Source organism: Bacteriovorax sp. PP10, from assembly GCF_035013165.1.
GTDB lineage: Bacteria > Bdellovibrionota > Bacteriovoracia > Bacteriovoracales > Bacteriovoracaceae > Bacteriovorax > Bacteriovorax antarcticus.
On sequence record NZ_JAYGJQ010000002.1, the window covers coordinates 49,521 to 65,339 of the forward strand.

Annotated in this window: 18 protein-coding genes and 1 riboswitch; of the genes, 15 read left to right on the plus strand and 3 right to left on the minus strand. The window is 38.3% G+C overall.

The window, feature by feature from the left end:
• Positions 1 to 120: 120 nt before the first annotated feature.
• The 9 genes from SHI21_RS10205 to SHI21_RS10245 all read left to right on the plus strand — a co-directional run bounded on the left by SHI21_RS10205 (position 121) and on the right by SHI21_RS10245 (position 7,269).
• A complete protein-coding gene (locus SHI21_RS10205) occupies positions 121 to 459 on the plus strand; it encodes a hypothetical protein (protein WP_323576369.1) in 339 nt (112 codons plus the stop codon).
• A gap of 65 nt (positions 460 to 524) precedes the next feature.
• Positions 525 to 1,343 (plus strand): matrixin family metalloprotease, encoded by an 819-nt coding sequence (locus tag SHI21_RS10210; protein ID WP_323576370.1) that lies wholly within the window; start codon positions 525 to 527, stop codon positions 1,341 to 1,343.
• Positions 1,344 to 1,381: 38 nt separating this feature from the next.
• Complete coding sequence (locus SHI21_RS10215; RefSeq protein ID WP_323576373.1) at positions 1,382 to 1,858, plus strand: hypothetical protein; 477 nt, start codon at positions 1,382 to 1,384, stop codon at positions 1,856 to 1,858.
• Positions 1,859 to 1,874: 16 nt separating this feature from the next.
• Positions 1,875 to 2,285 carry a hypothetical protein gene (locus SHI21_RS10220; RefSeq protein WP_323576375.1) on the plus strand — a complete coding sequence of 137 codons (411 nt, stop codon included), beginning with the start codon at positions 1,875 to 1,877 and terminating at the stop codon, positions 2,283 to 2,285.
• Positions 2,269 to 2,784, plus strand: a complete 516-nt coding sequence (locus SHI21_RS10225) for a hypothetical protein (protein ID WP_323576376.1) — start codon at positions 2,269 to 2,271, stop codon at positions 2,782 to 2,784. The genes SHI21_RS10220 and SHI21_RS10225 overlap by 17 nt, the downstream gene beginning before the upstream one ends.
• Before the next feature lie 56 nt (positions 2,785 to 2,840).
• Positions 2,841 to 3,527 (plus strand): hypothetical protein, encoded by a 687-nt coding sequence (locus tag SHI21_RS10230; protein WP_323576378.1) that lies wholly within the window; start codon positions 2,841 to 2,843, stop codon positions 3,525 to 3,527.
• A gap of 58 nt (positions 3,528 to 3,585) precedes the next feature.
• On the plus strand, positions 3,586 to 5,214 hold the full coding sequence (locus SHI21_RS10235) for an ABC transporter substrate-binding protein (RefSeq protein ID WP_323576380.1): 1,629 nt from the start codon (positions 3,586 to 3,588) through the stop codon (positions 5,212 to 5,214).
• Positions 5,215 to 5,260: 46 nt separating this feature from the next.
• Positions 5,261 to 6,253 carry an ABC transporter permease subunit gene (locus SHI21_RS10240; protein WP_323576382.1) on the plus strand — a complete coding sequence of 331 codons (993 nt, stop codon included), beginning with the start codon at positions 5,261 to 5,263 and terminating at the stop codon, positions 6,251 to 6,253.
• A complete protein-coding gene (locus SHI21_RS10245) occupies positions 6,250 to 7,269 on the plus strand; it encodes an ABC transporter permease subunit (RefSeq protein WP_323576384.1) in 1,020 nt (339 codons plus the stop codon). The genes SHI21_RS10240 and SHI21_RS10245 overlap by 4 nt, the downstream gene beginning before the upstream one ends.
• On the opposite strand, the gene SHI21_RS10250 is transcribed toward SHI21_RS10245, so the two are convergent.
• Positions 7,270 to 9,090 carry a TonB-dependent receptor domain-containing protein gene (locus SHI21_RS10250; protein ID WP_323576386.1) on the minus strand — a complete coding sequence of 607 codons (1,821 nt, stop codon included), beginning with the start codon at positions 9,088 to 9,090 and terminating at the stop codon, positions 7,270 to 7,272.
• A 23-nt stretch (positions 9,091 to 9,113) separates the two neighbouring features.
• A riboswitch (adenosylcobalamin-variant (AdoCbl-variant) riboswitch) is annotated at positions 9,114 to 9,186 on the minus strand.
• 63 nt (positions 9,187 to 9,249) lie between these two features.
• Here SHI21_RS10250 and SHI21_RS10255 point away from each other — a divergent pair.
• From SHI21_RS10255 to SHI21_RS10265, 3 genes are read left to right on the plus strand one after another with little or no spacing between them, the layout of a single operon-like run.
• A complete protein-coding gene (locus tag SHI21_RS10255; RefSeq protein WP_323576387.1) occupies positions 9,250 to 10,305 on the plus strand; it encodes a TroA family protein in 1,056 nt (351 codons plus the stop codon).
• Positions 10,302 to 11,255, plus strand: coding sequence for a FecCD family ABC transporter permease (locus SHI21_RS10260; RefSeq protein WP_323576389.1), 954 nt, complete (start codon positions 10,302 to 10,304; stop codon positions 11,253 to 11,255). The genes SHI21_RS10255 and SHI21_RS10260 overlap by 4 nt, the downstream gene beginning before the upstream one ends.
• Entirely contained in the window at positions 11,252 to 11,965 is a 714-nt protein-coding gene (locus tag SHI21_RS10265) for an ABC transporter ATP-binding protein (RefSeq protein WP_323576390.1), read from the plus strand. Before SHI21_RS10260 ends, SHI21_RS10265 begins: the two co-directional genes overlap by 4 nt.
• Here SHI21_RS10265 and SHI21_RS10270 read toward each other — a convergent pair.
• Positions 11,962 to 13,032 carry a S1C family serine protease gene (locus tag SHI21_RS10270; RefSeq protein ID WP_323576391.1) on the minus strand — a complete coding sequence of 357 codons (1,071 nt, stop codon included), beginning with the start codon at positions 13,030 to 13,032 and terminating at the stop codon, positions 11,962 to 11,964. The genes SHI21_RS10265 and SHI21_RS10270 overlap by 4 nt on opposite strands.
• A 69-nt stretch (positions 13,033 to 13,101) precedes the next feature.
• Here SHI21_RS10270 and SHI21_RS10275 point away from each other — a divergent pair, with 69 nt between their 5' ends.
• Positions 13,102 to 14,010, plus strand: a complete 909-nt coding sequence (locus tag SHI21_RS10275; protein ID WP_323576392.1) for a phosphatidylserine decarboxylase — start codon at positions 13,102 to 13,104, stop codon at positions 14,008 to 14,010.
• On the opposite strand, the gene SHI21_RS10280 is transcribed toward SHI21_RS10275, so the two are convergent.
• Positions 13,977 to 14,750 carry an endonuclease/exonuclease/phosphatase family protein gene (locus SHI21_RS10280; RefSeq protein WP_323576394.1) on the minus strand — a complete coding sequence of 258 codons (774 nt, stop codon included), beginning with the start codon at positions 14,748 to 14,750 and terminating at the stop codon, positions 13,977 to 13,979. The genes SHI21_RS10275 and SHI21_RS10280 overlap by 34 nt on opposite strands.
• Positions 14,751 to 14,893: 143 nt before the next feature.
• On the opposite strand from SHI21_RS10280, the gene SHI21_RS10285 reads away from it, so the two are divergent.
• A complete protein-coding gene (locus tag SHI21_RS10285) occupies positions 14,894 to 15,229 on the plus strand; it encodes a hypothetical protein (RefSeq protein ID WP_323576396.1) in 336 nt (111 codons plus the stop codon).
• Positions 15,230 to 15,247: 18 nt separating this feature from the next.
• Positions 15,248 to 15,769 carry a hypothetical protein gene (locus tag SHI21_RS10290; RefSeq protein ID WP_323576398.1) on the plus strand — a complete coding sequence of 174 codons (522 nt, stop codon included), beginning with the start codon at positions 15,248 to 15,250 and terminating at the stop codon, positions 15,767 to 15,769.
• Positions 15,770 to 15,819 lie beyond the last annotated feature (50 nt).

The following is a 15,819-nucleotide window of genomic DNA, read 5'->3' on the forward strand; positions in this document are numbered from 1 at the left end:
GGTGTTACAATTTTGGCGGTCTTGGCATTAAGAGTGCAATGTATCTAAGTAGGAGATCAGGAAGATTTCCAACCAAGTACGGTTACCTCAAGGAAGAATATTTAAATCGGGAGCTTTAGGATGAAGCAAATTACTAGACTAGGGATGGTCATGATTTTTGGTTTAGGATTTACCATCATAGGGGTGCAGGAAGCACAATCAATGACGGCTTTTAATCTTTCTTGTCCTGAAAAATATATCGCTACTGTAACTAATGTAGAAGAAGTTGATTCAAAAGCATTAGTACCCAAAGTCGAAGTTGATTTCCAAATTATACAGACATTGAAAGGAGATAACATAATCTCCAAGAAGATCCAGGTCGCTAAAGACGGGCCAGTACAATTCAAGAGCGGAGAGATTTATACACTCGAAGCAAATGATGTCTGGTTATGTTCGGCAACTGTATTTTCAAAACTATAAATTCTTTTAAAATCTTTCCAAGGATGGGAAGAAGTTAATAGTGAATATTTTTACAAGGAAGTAAAATGAAGCACACAAAAAAATTGGCCATTAGTATTCTCCCCCTCTCGCTAATGGCCATTTTCTTCGTCACAACTCTTATTTCAAAAGCGGAAGCATATTCATTCACATCAGACTTTAAAAATGGTTTTTATTGGGCAAGTTTCCCAATTAAAATGAACAAATTCGCTGCTGTTGCAAGTGATTCAGCGATGCTTGAAAGTCTTGCCAACTCAGCGGTTGCTGAATGGGAAAGTGCTGTTGGTAAAGATATTTGGGAAATGAGTGCAGTTCAAAATACATCAAGTTATTCAGGAAATTATATCCGCTGGTCTGATAATTTCGGAACTGAGACGGGATACGATCCTTCAAGAACTCTGGCCATCACTATTAGATATAATCAGGGAACTTTCTTTCAATCGACAGTTATTATTTTGAACGGAAGCATTAGTTATCTTCGTCAAAACTATGCCAACAGTTTAAGAACAACAATTTTACATGAAATTGGACATACAATTGGTTTAGATCACTCTTCAGATAGTGGCGCAGTTATGGCCGCAAGCTTGGGATCAGTTTCAAGACTGCAGTCTGATGATATTCAGGGAATGAACGCCTTGATGGATGAGACTATAAACAGACAGGCCACAGGCTATGTTTCACCTTTAGCAGCTTCAGAAAAGAAAGTAGCAGCTTGTGGATCGATTGAAGACATATCGAAAAACTCGGGTGGATCAGGTGGAGCAATGGCGAATTTCCTGGGATCTCTGATAGTTGGAATGATGTTCATTGCAGCGATTGGAAAGCTGGAAAAATCCAGACGCCAAAAAGTTTTTGTCAGGTATTAAAAAGTAATTTTTAATTGGGAAATGCCGATAAAAATGGCATGAGTGAAAACAACAACCCAACAATAAATTATCTTTTTTACCTACAAACCAAAGCTGAGCTGGATAATACGTATTATGTATTAGCAGAAGTACTAGCTAAGATTAATATAAGTTTATTACCCATTGAAGCTCAAGACCTTCAAGGCATTGATAAAGGTAAAAAGAGCCATGTAATAGTAGTGAGAAACGATTTTGCATCTGCGTTTGCCTTCAAAGAAATTCGCAAAAATTTTCTTGATAGTGCCATGGCCTCTGGTAAAGTTATGGTCTATGATGTGAGTTCGTTTTCTGAGATAGAAAACGCTTTGAAGTTTGAACAGAAAAACGTTTATCGTTACTTTCAGCTTCCACTGAACATCAAGCAAGTGGCAATGACAGTGGCAGTAGAATTTTACAAAGACAGGAATGCAGCTCCCACGGTGGAATGGCCAGGTGGAAGAAGATCGAAATTACCGTCTATGACAAATTCAAACTAAGAATTATAATGACTCTATGAAGATAAAAATTAGTGAAGAAACGCAACGTATGCTCATGCTACTAAAGCTTGATGCCAAAAGATTATTTGAGCGAATCAAATACCGATCTCCAGAATACATGTACGAATTTTCACTTAAGCGCTCCAGAGACCATTTTCCAGCAGTGTTCAATAATCGTTATGAATCATCAACGATTAGAGACCTGATGTTATGTGGACAGGAAGTTATCGCAGGACTGGATCAGTTTTACAGTCTCGTCGATGAAATGCGCTGGTACTTGAACCATACACAGGACATGCCTAATCGTATGGAAGATAAAGTGCATTCTTATGTTAGAGAACTGGAAAAACTTTTCGAAACACTAAACTTATATATCGACGTAGAGATGGGGCTACTTAAAGAACAAACAAATGAAACAGACAGTTAACATCATCGCATTTTTTTTCGTACTCTCTATTCCTTTTGCACTTTCATCGCAAACGAGAAAGGCCATTCCTGCGGGAAGGTATGAAGCGCTGTCTGGAATTAAAAACTCTAGAAGCCCAAAAGCTGCAGATACGACGACTGTTGATAGAAGAGATGCTACCGCTTTGTTTTGGAATGAAGTTCTCAACCACGTTCCGGAAAATACATCAGACCTTTCATATTTCTCAACTGGCAAAATGGATGAATTCTCTACATCGCTTCTAACGACGAAGGGATTAAAGACATCTAAGAAACTAGGGGCGAAAACAAATATCGTTTTCAGTGATGACCTAAACCGCGACCGCGAAATTCTTAAAAACCTAAAGAATAAAAATGGCCTGGTTGTTCTGAAAGACCCGCACCAGCTTAAAGACGTTATGGCGTCGCTTGGACAATTTGAAGTTCTGCTTTACCAGGCAGAAGACCAGTCAAATTATTTCTTGTTAAAACTTAAGCAGTAAACTCAAGTATAATCTTCCTCATAGACGAAAATCCAAAGACTCCTGATAATAGGATTATGAAAACTATTTTCAAAATCCTGCCGCTTACAATCTGGTTATTATCAACCAGCGCGTTTGCTGCATTATCAGAAGACGGATTTTTTTCCGGTCGCATTTCAAAAATCAATAATGATATTTCAGTCGTTCGCGTGAAAGTGGATTTCGATAACGTGAAGTACATCAACGTGAAAGACAAGATTGAATTCTGGGATGAAAAAAACGATACCAAAAAATGCAAGAGTTACGTGATCGGCAGAACTGCTGATTATATTCTATTAAAAGTTCCCGACATGAAATTCTGTGAACGCAGTTTATATTTTACGACAGGTGCCTATTTTAAATTCTTCAGTGAAGACCTTTTAAATAATGTGAAGATGGGCCGTGAAGTGGTTGGTATACTTATCAAAAAACGCATGGCAGTCCAAGGTCAGATGGAACTAAAAAATAAAGAAATTCAGGCCCACATGGACAGAGTCGGAGCGATCAATGCACGCTATCAGACACTCCGCGACAAGTTAGAACAAGAATGGCAAAAAGAAGTCCATGCTCTGGACGAAGATAAAACATTCTCCCTAAGGTCTTATAAAGATTTAGAACGCCGCCGCGACGAGATCGATCAAAAGCTTGAACAATATAAGCTTAAAGATGAGAATCTTACACTCGACAGATGGTCTCTGGACTCCAACCTGTACTTCAAAAAATAATTGAACTCAGGGTACTTCTATTCTAAGCTGTATTAATTTTTTAAAAGGCGGAAATACTATGAAAAAGTGTATTATTACTCTTTCAATTCTCCTTGGTGCAATGAATGCGGCCATGGCGATTGGAAACCCAACAGCTCCAATTGGTGGAGATTTTAAAATCAACATCGATCAGGCCCCAACAACTCTGAATGCGTTGTCTTCTACAGATGCTTACGCAACTCAAGTTCAGACCATGATTATGGATTCTCTTCTGACAAGAAATCTTGATACGAGAGAATGGGAACCTGCTCTTGCAAAAGAATGGACAATTTCTAAAGACGGAAAAACTTTTGAATTCACTTTGAGAGATGGAGTGAAGTGGCACGATGGTAAACCATTAACAATCGAAGACGTTAAGTTTTCTTTCGATGCGATCGTCGATCCAAAAGATAAATACAAAACAGCTCACTTAAAGCCTTACTATGAAAACATTAAGTCGGCAGAAGTTGTTGGACCTAACAAGATCAGATTCACAGTTGGAACTCCTTACTTCGACAACTTTACAGTTGTGGCAGGTCTGACAGTTGTTCCAAAGCATTTATATGCAAATCCTTCTAAAGAGCAGGAAAAAATTCTTAACAGAACATTAGTTGGAACTGGTCCATACATGTTAAAAGAATTCGACCGTGCAAAAAGAATTGTATTAGTTGCTAACCCGAATTGGTGGGGAAGAACTCTTCCACTAAACAAAGGGAAGTATAACTTTAGCACTATCACTATGAGATTTATCCAGGACCCAACGATTGCTATTCGTTCACTTGAAAATGGCGATATCGATTATCTTGGTCTTCAGCCAGATGAATATGTTCAAAAAGCTGTTGGACCTAAATGGGGAAAGACTGTTCATAAAGTGAAGACTGAAAATAAGCAGCCAGGTGGATTTGCTTTCGTAGGTTTCAACCTGACAAACCCAATTTTTAAATCTGTTAAAACAAGAGAAGCACTTGTTCAATTATTCGACAGAGAGAAGATGATCAAAAAACTTCTTTTTGGTCTATCTATTCCAGCTACAGGTCCACTTTACTTACAAAGTGATTACGCTGACCAATCAGTGAAGCCAATTGCCTTCGATCCAAAAGCAGCACTTAAGAAATTAAATGATGACGGATGGAAAGATACAGATGGGGATAAAATCCTTGATAAAATGATTGATGGTAAAAAAGTAAAACTTAGTTTCACAATCCTTGAGCCACTTCCGGATTTCGTAAAATACTTAACGACTTTCCAGGAAGACGCTAAAAAGGCCGGAGTTGATGTTCAGGTAAAAGTTATTGAGTGGAACGCATTCATTAAACTTCTTGATGAAAGAAAATTCGAAGCTGTTCGCCTTGCATGGGGTGGCGGAGATGTTGACTGGGATCCAAAACAAATCTGGCACTCTGATTCTATCAAGAACTCAGGTTCAAACTTTGTTGGTTACAGCAATCCAAAAGTAGATAAGTTAATTGATGAATCTCGTGTCATCATGGACAAAAAAACAAGAATCACAAAGCTTCGCGAAGTTTACAGAACAATCGCAGCTGACGTTCCATACATCTTTTTATTTAACGGAAAGTATAGATTCTATGCTCACTCAAATCGTGTAGGTAGAGAAAAAGATACATACACATATGGTGTTGGTTCAGAATACTGGTGGCTTTCAAAATAATTAGAGGTTCTGCTTGTTTACTTATATCTTAAAAAGAATATTGATCATGATCCCAACTTTGCTTGGGGTCACGATCGTAACTTTCGCAATCATTAACCTTGCTCCTGGAAGTCCTATTGAACAACGAATTCAGCAAATGAAATTCGGTGGAATGGGTCATGAAGGTGCAGGCGGCAACAATAAAAGTAGCGGTGTTAGTCAGGAAGTTATTGAAGCGCTTAAGAAACAATACGGCTTCGATAAACCCGTTCACGTTCGTTACTGGATCTGGTTAAAGAATATTTCACGTTTAGATTTCGGTGAAAGTTTCACTTATGAAGAACCGGTTCTCGACGTTATTACCAGCAAATTCCCGGTGTCTATACAGTTCGGGGTTATCTCACTAATCATGTCCTATCTGGTTTGTGTGGTCCTGGGTGTTTTAAAAGCAGTTAAACATGGAACAGCCTTCGACTACGTCTCAAGCTTCCTATTGTTTGTGTTTTATTCAATTCCTGGATTCATGCTCGCCATTCTCCTCATCGTTTATTTCGCCGGTGGAAGTTTCTTCAACTGGTTTCCGATGGGAGAGTTATATTCAGACAATTATTACGACCTGACTCTTTGGGGAAAAATCGTAGATCGCGTTCACCATTTTATCCTGCCATTAATTTGTTATATGATCGGATCATTTACCGTTTTAACTATGCTTATGAAGAACTCTCTTTTAGATGAAATTAAAAGAGACTACATTCGTACAGCTAGAGCAAAAGGTGTTCCTGAGAAAATGATTTATTTGAAACATGCTCTTAGAAATGCCCTTATCCCGATCGTTACTGGTATCGGTGGATTTCTTTCAGTATTCTTCGCCGGATCACTTCTATTAGAAAGTATTTTCCAGTTAGATGGAATCGGTCTTCTTAGTTACAAATCAATTCTTCAAAGGGACTACAACGTCATTATGGGATTGATTTTTATTCAAAGTGTACTGATGCTGCTTGGAAATTTACTGAGCGATCTTGCCTATGTTGCTGTTGACCCAAGGATTGATTTCAAATGATAGAACGATTATTAAAAAACGAGTTAAGTCGTAAACGTTGGAAAATTTTTAGAAAAAGTAAAACTGCAGTTTATTCTTCAGTGATTCTTTTCATACTTATCTGCGCTACTTTTCTTTCACCATTTTTAGCTAACAGCAAACCGTTGTACGTGAAGTACCATGGAGTTAGTTATTTCCCGATGTTTAAAGAATACTCTGCCGAAGATTTTGGCATCACAGATACAATCGATGTGAATTTCAGAGAACTAAAAATGGACAAGGGAGACTACTCTCTATGGCCAATCGTTCAATGGGATCCGTTTGAAAGTAACTCAAAAGTAGAGTCGTACCCATCACCACCAAGTGAAACAAATTACTTTGGGACTGATGACCGTGGAAGAGATGTTTTCACAAGACTTCTTTATGGATTCAAATACAGTATCACTTACGCTGTTGCCGTTTGGTTTATCTCACTAGTTATTGGAACAATTCTAGGTGGGACAATGGGATACTTCGGTGGGAAGGTCGACTTTGTTGGACAAAGAATTGTTGAAGTCCTGAGTACAGTTCCACAGTTCTTCTTATTGATTATTTTAATCTCTATCTTTTCGCCGTCGCTTTTTATGCTAGTCATGATTTCATGTATCTTTGCATGGATCGGGATTTCGTATTATATCCGCGGAGAGTTTTTAAAGAATAGAAATCGTGAATTCGTTGAGGCCGCGAGATCTCTTGGAGCTTCAAACTTCAAGATTATTTTTAAGCACATCCTTCCAAACTCACTGACACCAATTATTACGTTTGCACCTTTTACAATTGCAGCAGAAATCGTGGGCCTTGCTGCTCTTGATTACCTGGGTTTTGGTTTACAGGTTCCAACACCAAGTTGGGGAGAGCTTCTAGCTCAAGCACAAAAGAACTACACGATCGCTTGGTGGCTGGCATTTTACCCGTCGCTTGCATTGTTCATTGTACTAACACTTCTGAACCTTATCGGTCAGGGCGTGAGAGATGCAATGGACCCGAACATGACTTAATTAAAAGATATATTTGAGACCAAGGGTGGCAGATCTGCCACCCGTCCCATAACCATAAATATCTTCATAATCCTTATTCAATATATTTCTGATTTTTGCATACGATGAAAACTTCTCAGTGAAGTTGTAACTGTAATTCATGTTGAAGACGATATTTGAACCCAAGCTTACAGTGTTTCCAAGATTGTCGACGTCAGGTCTTTTTCCTGTGAAATCTCCTTCAACAGTCACTGCGTGCTTTTCTTGTTTGTAATTGAAGATTACTTTGGCATTGAAGTTCGGACGGCGTGCGAGCTTTTGTTTTGCTGTTAAGTCACGAGCACTCATCCATGTGGTTGCGATTCCTAAATTCATATCAGGAGAAAGAGTCGTATCGAAAACGTTTTCAAAACCAATAATGCGAGCTCTGCCGCGGTTTTGATTAACGAAAGTGACTGGATCATAACTTAGGCGATTATCGATTTCAGTATAGAAAAGTGTCGCTGTATTCACATGAATAACAAATGGGATTTCAAAACCAACTTCAGCTGACTGGCTTTCTTCAGGGGTAAGATTTTTATTTCCATAAGTCGGGTCATATAATTGATTTAAACTTGGAGCGCGAAATCCCGTAGAATAACTCATCTTTAGTAGAGCAGGGTCGAAGTTATGTAAGTAGGCCGCTTTATAAGTTAAGTGTTCACCGAAAGATTGATTGCTATCGACTCTGACACCCAGGTTGTAAATATTAGTATCAACTTCATACCTGTTATATAAAAACAAACTGGTGTTCTCGTTAGAGTTTTTAAGTTGATCTTCTTCGTGTTGATAATCCAGATTTATATTTTGAGTCAGTCTGTCTGTCGTGTATTGAGTGTGATTAATCGCAACTGCGTTGATATCACCTTTAGAAGTTACAGCAGAAGAAGCAGGATTGGCGGTATCAGGAAGAACTCTTAATGTTCTATGATGCGTACTTCTTGTAAGGCTTAGTTGTGTTTCACCCTCCGACCAATTGTAATTGTAACCTGCTTTTAGGTAATGCTCTTCTGAGTTTTGTGAGTCATTAGGATCATCTTGTCCAGCTCCACCACCTTTATCCAGATCGGCCTCATCAAATACACCACGGTAATTAAGAACCACTTCACTTTTTTCACCAAGGCCTTGATTTAATCCTGCACTAACTGTCGTCAGTTTTTGTCCGTCATCATCAGCATTTGGATTAACATTAACATTCGCTGCAGAAAATCCTTTGGTCTTTAAATGATCAATACCAAAACTCATTGCCGTATTGTTTACTTTTTTCTGGACGTTTACAGCGCTGCTGAAAGTATCGAATGTTCCATAATCAACTAGTGCTGATCCAGAAAAATTATTCTGCCCTTTTTTAGAAGTGATCAGGATCACTCCTCCAATAGCATTAGACCCGTATAACAACCCTTGAGAGCCTTTTAAAATTTCAATGCGCTCAACATTGTTAAGACTCAATCGTCCCAGGTCAAACTGGCGATTTGGATTACTTGGATCATTCATGATAATTCCATCAATGATCACTAGAGTGTGAGATGAATCACTCCCTCTAAGAAATAAACTTGTATTGGCGCCGAGTGGTCCTGATTGGGCCACCTTTATGTCTGATTGAGTGCTGAGTAAGTCAGCAATTGATGTCGCTTTAGAAATTTCTTCTGTTTCAAAAACTTTAATATCAGAAGGGGATTTATCCAGAGAGCTCTTAATTCTATCGGCCGTAACTATGATTGTTGAGTCATCGGCGTGAGCAATTGAATGAGTGGTAAGAGTTAAGGCAATAAGGGCCAGGTGCGTGAGATTCTTTTCAAGCATGATTCCTCCTCGGGGTAAATAAGAGATAAAAATGGATCGGGCTTTACCGTTGCGGGACAGCGTTGGAATCTCACCAACTTCACTAGATTTTTATCTTGAACCTATTATAGGGAAAGTATGAAGCTTTACAATAAAAATGAGGGCGCTTAGACTTTTTAGATGAAATCAATTTTACTTATTTTGGGTTTATTCACGACGATGACAGCAATGGCGCTTGATTGTGAATCTCAAAAACCCATGAGTGAGTATAAACCTCGTTACGCTAAACTCTTTTTTATTAAGTATTATAAAGATTTTAAAATTGTTGATTCTGTTAATGATCATTTTATTGTGACTGATAAAAAACTTAGTTGTACGACGAAACTTCCAGTTATGTCTTCTAAGGTTGAGCGCTTTGTCGCAACTTCGACCACTCATATTCCTTTTTTAAAAGTCTTCTCTCTGGAAAAAACATTAATTGGTTTTCAGGGAGTAAATTATATTTTTGATCCGACTCTTCGTGCTCAAAATATCAGAAATATTAATTATCAGATGAATCCTGAAGAGCTTATCTCTCTTAAGGCCGATCTGGTGATGGCCTATGCTGCGAACATCTCTTCTGAGAAAAGACTTAATGATTTAAGACAACTTCAGATCCCGATCGTTCTTAACCGCGACTTTCAAGAGCAGCATCCATTAGCAAGAGCAGAGTGGATTGTTTTTTCAGCATTATTTTTTTCAAAAGACCTGGAAGCTCAAAAGATCTTTAAAGATATCGAAGTTAATTACTTAAAAATAAAAAATGAAATCAAGAAAACCAAACCAGTCATCCTGGTTGGTGACATTCAAAATGGAAAGTGGGCAACGTGTGGTGGGCTTAGTGACCTGGCCATCTTAATCAATGATGCCGGCGGAACTCTTTTATTAGACCGCAAAAATCCCGAGACTCAATACTTTCCTCTAGAAAATGTCCTTTCCATGAAAGAAGTCCCACAGATCTGGCTTTCACAAAATACCTGGGAAAATAAGACTAAGATCACAGCTGACCCAAGATATAATCGTTTTAGTAAGATTTCAGTTTATAATAATAACAAATTGCTCAATGCTGCTGGATTTAACGACTACTGGGAAACAGGTCTCTCAAGACCCGATCTTTTATTAAAGGATCTCTATAGTATTTTTCATCCAGAAAAAAACCTCAACCCGAAGCTAGTTTGGTATAAAGAATTAAAATGAGACCATTAATTACGATATTTAGTTTTTTATTGATAACAGGGCTACTGTCGCTGGTTCTGTTTGCTTATGGCGATGCTGGATTCACTTTAAGCAATGAAGTCGTTTTATGGCAGCTTCGTTTTCCTAAAATAATTGTCGCAATCATGGCCGGCGGAATGCTTGCTTCATCTGGACTTTTGTTACAAGTCTTTTTCCAAAACCCATTAGCCGGCCCAGATCTTTTAGGGATTAATGCTGGTTCGTGTTTAGGTGTGGCCATTGCCATTATGGGAGCAAGTTTTATCCCTGCTGGTTTAGTTGAAATCAGCCAACCAGTCATGGCGATGTTGGGTGCACTTGCTGTTTTTTTAATTTTAGGATTTTTAGTTCAAAAGAACTTAAGCCGCATCAGTTTACTAATCTTAGGATTACTAATTGCGAATTTTACTTCAAGTTTCATAAGCATCCTCGTAAGTATGACTCCAAGTCTGCAAGTAAAAAATTTTTTAGTTTGGTCGATGGGAAGCTTTCAGGGCTTAACGATTGTTGAACTTCCATTGTTTGTAACACTGGCCTCGATTGGCCTAGTTTCAATGTTATTTCTTCCTAAGAAATTAAATCAATTTATCATTGGTGAAAATTACGCAAAAAGCATGGGAGTCAATGTTCGCACCTTTAAAATCATCTTGATTTTAATTTGCTCATACCTGGTTGCGATTGTAACAGCTTATTGTGGGCCAATTGGTTTCATTGGAATCATCGCTCCTCATATCGCGAGATCATTTATTAAAAGAAGTGATATCAGCTTAGTTATGCCAGCGGTCTTTCTAGTGGGAAGTATTCTCGCATTATTTACAGAACTCATCTTAATCATCACAAGTCCATACTCGCTGACAACCAATTCGATTCTCGGATTAATTGGAGCTCCTTTAATTGCAATCTACTTGTATAAAGAAAGGAGAATGCTGTGATTGAATTTAAAAACCTTTCAGTAGGTTTTAACAACAAAGTAGTTCTCTCAAACCTAGAAGGCGAAATTGCAGAAGGGAAGTTGATTGCTCTAATGGGAATCAATGGAGTAGGGAAAAGCTGCTTTTTAAAAACCATGACGACGATTAATCCACCAATCAGTGGTGAGTTTAAAATCGACGGTAAGGCAGTTAATGAATTTTCCAATCTAGAAATGGCAAAAATCATGGCCGTGGTTTTAACTGATAAAATCCAGGCAGACTTTCTAAAAGTTGAAGAGTTAATAAGACTAGGCAGATCACCACATACAAACTTCTGGGGTGGGCTATCTGAAAATGATAATCAGACAATGGATGATGTTGTTAAGCTCTTAAAGATTGAATCAATCTACGACAGATACTTTTCTGACCTAAGTGATGGGCAAAAACAAAAAGTGCTTCTGGCACGTGCTTTAGTCCAAGGGCCTCGTTACTTGTTTCTTGATGAACCTACAACATATCTTGATATCCCTTCGAAAATCGAATTGATGAAGATTCTAAAAATCATCAGCCATGAAAAGAAGATGGGAGTGTTTTTTAGCACTCACGATTTAAATTTAGTTGAAGATGTTGTCGATGAGATCTGGCTGCTTGACTCTGAAGGTGTCCTTCATAAGAAAAACCCTGCAGATATGCATCTATCAGGGCTTTTACAAAAGAACTTTAATATTTAAATTTGAACTAGAGTGATGTCTACCAGTTTAGGTTTTCCATCGCGGATGATTTTAACTTTAATCTTATCGCCAATTTTATATTTATTAACTGTTGAGTATAAATCATCATATGATTTAATTTCATCGTTATTGATTCCTACAATCACGTCACCAATATAATACTGTCCACGGCGGTCTCTCGTAATACCTTGCAGACCAGCTTTTGAAGCAGGACCTTTTGGATCAACAAACTTCACCATGACACCTTCTTGTAGGCCAAAACGAGCAGCATATTGCTCTTCTAAAACCGCAACTCCGAGTCCCGGACGATTCACTCTTCCGTATTGAATAAGTTGAGGGACAACATCTTTAACAATGTTGACTGGAATCGCAAAACCAAGACCCGCACTTGCTTGAGATCCACCGGCATTGAAGATCATTGTATTGATCCCAATTAATCTTCCTTGTGAGTCTAATAAAGCTCCACCAGAGTTACCCGGGTTAATGGAAGCATCCGTTTGAATCATTCCATTAATCGAAACACCACCGTAACCTTTAATCTTTCTATCAAGAGCAGAAACAGATCCAGTTGTTAACGTGTGATCAAGTCCTAAAGGGTTACCGATCGCCAGAGCTTTTTGTCCTACTAATAAACCTTTTGAATCACCACGAGGAATTGATTTTAAATTTTTTGGAATTTCTTCAAGCTTTAAAACAGCGAGATCGTTTTTTGGATCACCACCAACAAGCTTCGCGCGGTATTGTTTTTTATCTTCACGGAAAGAAACGATGAAAGCATCTCCGCCTTCAACAACATGGTAGTTCGTCACGATATGACCGGCACTATCCCAAACTAATCCAGAACCCATTCCGGCCTGAACTTCGGTTGCATCCATATCGAAAAAACCTTTAGTCTTTCTCAGGTTCGAAACGTTGACTACGGAATCTGCCGTATTTTGAAATACACTAATCGAATTTCTTTCGCTCTCAATCAGCATTGAGGCTTCTTTTATGGGTTTTGCCTGCTGTGAAAACGCTGGACTGGCAAAGGCCATTGATAAAACGACTAAAAGACTTAACTTCATCATGAACTCCTCCTTGCATCGAATGTACTCTATAGATATAATCCCGGAAGACTTTTTGATCAAGAGGCCATTATGGAAATTAAATTTTTTAATCGTGTTACAGGTAAAGAAGACATTGAAATGGTCTATGGTGACAAGTTCATCGAATGGCTTTATGAATCAACTAGCGGAAAGAGTTTATCGACACTTATCTGCAAAGCGCCGCTCAGCAAATTTTATGGAGCGCTTCAAGACTTTCCTTTAAGTCAGCAAAAAGTCGCACCGTTTATTAAAAAATTTAATATTAAAATGGAAGATTATCTTCCTGAAGATGGAAGATCAGAAAAATCTCCATACTCTTCTTTTAATCAGTTTTTTATCCGTCGTTTCCGCCCAGGAAGACGTCCAATCGTACAGGCCCCTCAAGAGATGGCCGCATTTAGTGAAGCCCGTTATTTCGGCTATGAAAGCGTTAGAGACGATGAAACTGTTCCGGTTAAAGGATTCAATTTAAAACCTAAGGCACTTCTGGCCAACACGAAGTGGGAAAAAACTTTTGAAGATGGGCCGCTGCTTTTAGCTCGTCTTTGTCCGGTTGATTATCACCGCTATCACTACCCAGATGACGGAAGTATTGTAGATGACTATAGAGTAAGTGGACTTTATCACTCAGTGAATCCATTGGCGCTAAAATCAAAACAAGATATTTTAATCACTAACGAAAGACACGTAACGATTATCGACACTGTGAATTTCGGAAAGCTTGCTTACATCGAAGTCGGTGCTATTTGTGTTGGAAAAATTATTCAATCAAAACCACTTGATAAAGGCAGAGCTTTTGCCCGCGGTGAAGAAAAAGGTTATTTCTTATTTGGCGGATCAACAGTGATCGTTGTTGGTGAAAAAGGAAAGTGGAAGCCGAGTGCTGATATTTTAGAAAATACGAAAAAAGGAATGGAGACTTATCTTCATTTAGGAATGACTGTCGCCAATAAGGGATAGTGATCTGATGGATAGACGTTCTCAATAGAGCGCTTATCCATAACCAGACTTGTGCACTCGAAATTCTTCGGCATTAAAATCCAGTCAATACGATCTCCCGTCACAGCTTTTGTTCCAGAAAAACCATGGTGACTTGTTTCTTCAGCATAATTTTTTTCAATCCACGGATCCTTTAATCCAAAAGCATCCATCAAATCTTTTTTGACTTCAGTTAATGGCGATTCATTAAAGTCACCCATGATCATCAAAGGGCGATCGTTAATTTTTTTCACTTCGTTAATCAACACATGAATCTGGCCCAAACGAGTTGAGCTTAAAATATGATCGAGGTGAGTGTTCACGATCATAAGTTTTTCACCGGATACTTTCACTGTGACTTCTGCCCAAGTGCAAAGTCTGGGAAAAGCACTATCAAAATCTTTTGATCCGGGAACGTGAGGAGTTTTTGAAAGCCAGATGTCTCCGGACCTCTCAACAGAAATCGTTTGAAGGTTTACAAACAAGCACGGGTACATTCGTTCATCAATCCATGAGCGGTGAGAGTCAACTAAATCCAAATCAGGAATCGAATCATCCAATTCTTTTATTTGAATCTGACGTCCCTCTTGTGTCGCTAAAATATCTGGTTTGAAACTCTGATAAAGATCAGCGAGTAATGGAAGCCGGTTAGGCCAGTCATGACTGCCATCACTAGGATTGGAAAATCGAATGTTACTTGTGATGATTCTTAGTTCAGTCATGATGTCCTTATTTTAAAACACTTCATTCTCATATGAGAACACTATTCTCTGAAACTGTGAATTTCTCTCTCATAAATTCCGTCAGTTAGACCAATTTTTCTTTGGCACAGGTAATGCTTTAGTGAGTCATAACGGAGGAACTCATGGACTTACAAATGACAATTTTAAATCAATACATGCTTTTGAATAATAAACCGACTTTAAAGAAAATTTCGGCCGACACTGGGATTCAACTTACAAGAATTTTTAGGCTTTTTAACGGAAGCACGATGAAACTTTCTGAGTACCAGATTTTTAATCGCAAAGTGAAAGAGAAAATGGGTCTAACTGATGGATTAGAGGCCATTGCTTTTGAATGTTCGATGAAATTAAGTCCTGATGCCATCAAGGATTTAGAAGTTTTTTTAAAACGAAAAATCGAAACATGGAAACTTTCTCAAATCCAAAAACAAACAAGAGTCACAACTTTAACAGCGTAAATAACGCGCGGAGAATTTATGAAAGACGGACTATTAATGATCGAGAGAATTGTTATTGAATCGCTTAGTAAAAAAGAAAAGAACATCCAAGAGATTGAAATTGATACGAATTTAGCTCACGGGTTGTTACTAAACATCCTTCCTAATTTACTAATGCGTAACATGATTAAATATAAAAATGGTACTTACTCGATCGATAAAGAGCAGTGCTTTTCATGGCTGGCAGAAGTGAATAAGAAGGAAAACGTGAAAGAAGAGGCCAAAGAAATTTTCACTTCTCTGGTTAATCAGTACTTTAAAAAAGATCCGCTCCTTACTCCGCAAGTTGGTCCACAATTGAAGATTCAAAAAATGTGGTTAACCCGTGATGAAGAAATGATTTTAAAATCTCATATGGCAACACTCGAAGCTTTTTTCAATGGAGTAAAAGAGACAAGAAAGTATCATCCTCAGAGGGAAAAAACGTGTGAACAAAGAGTCGTTATTTGGGGGGCAACTTGCTACTCGGATTTAGTAGAGGGAGTTTTACAGGCAGTTTAGACAAAATATTTTTCACTTTTTTTTACGAAGACAGTTGACTTAAATACCAT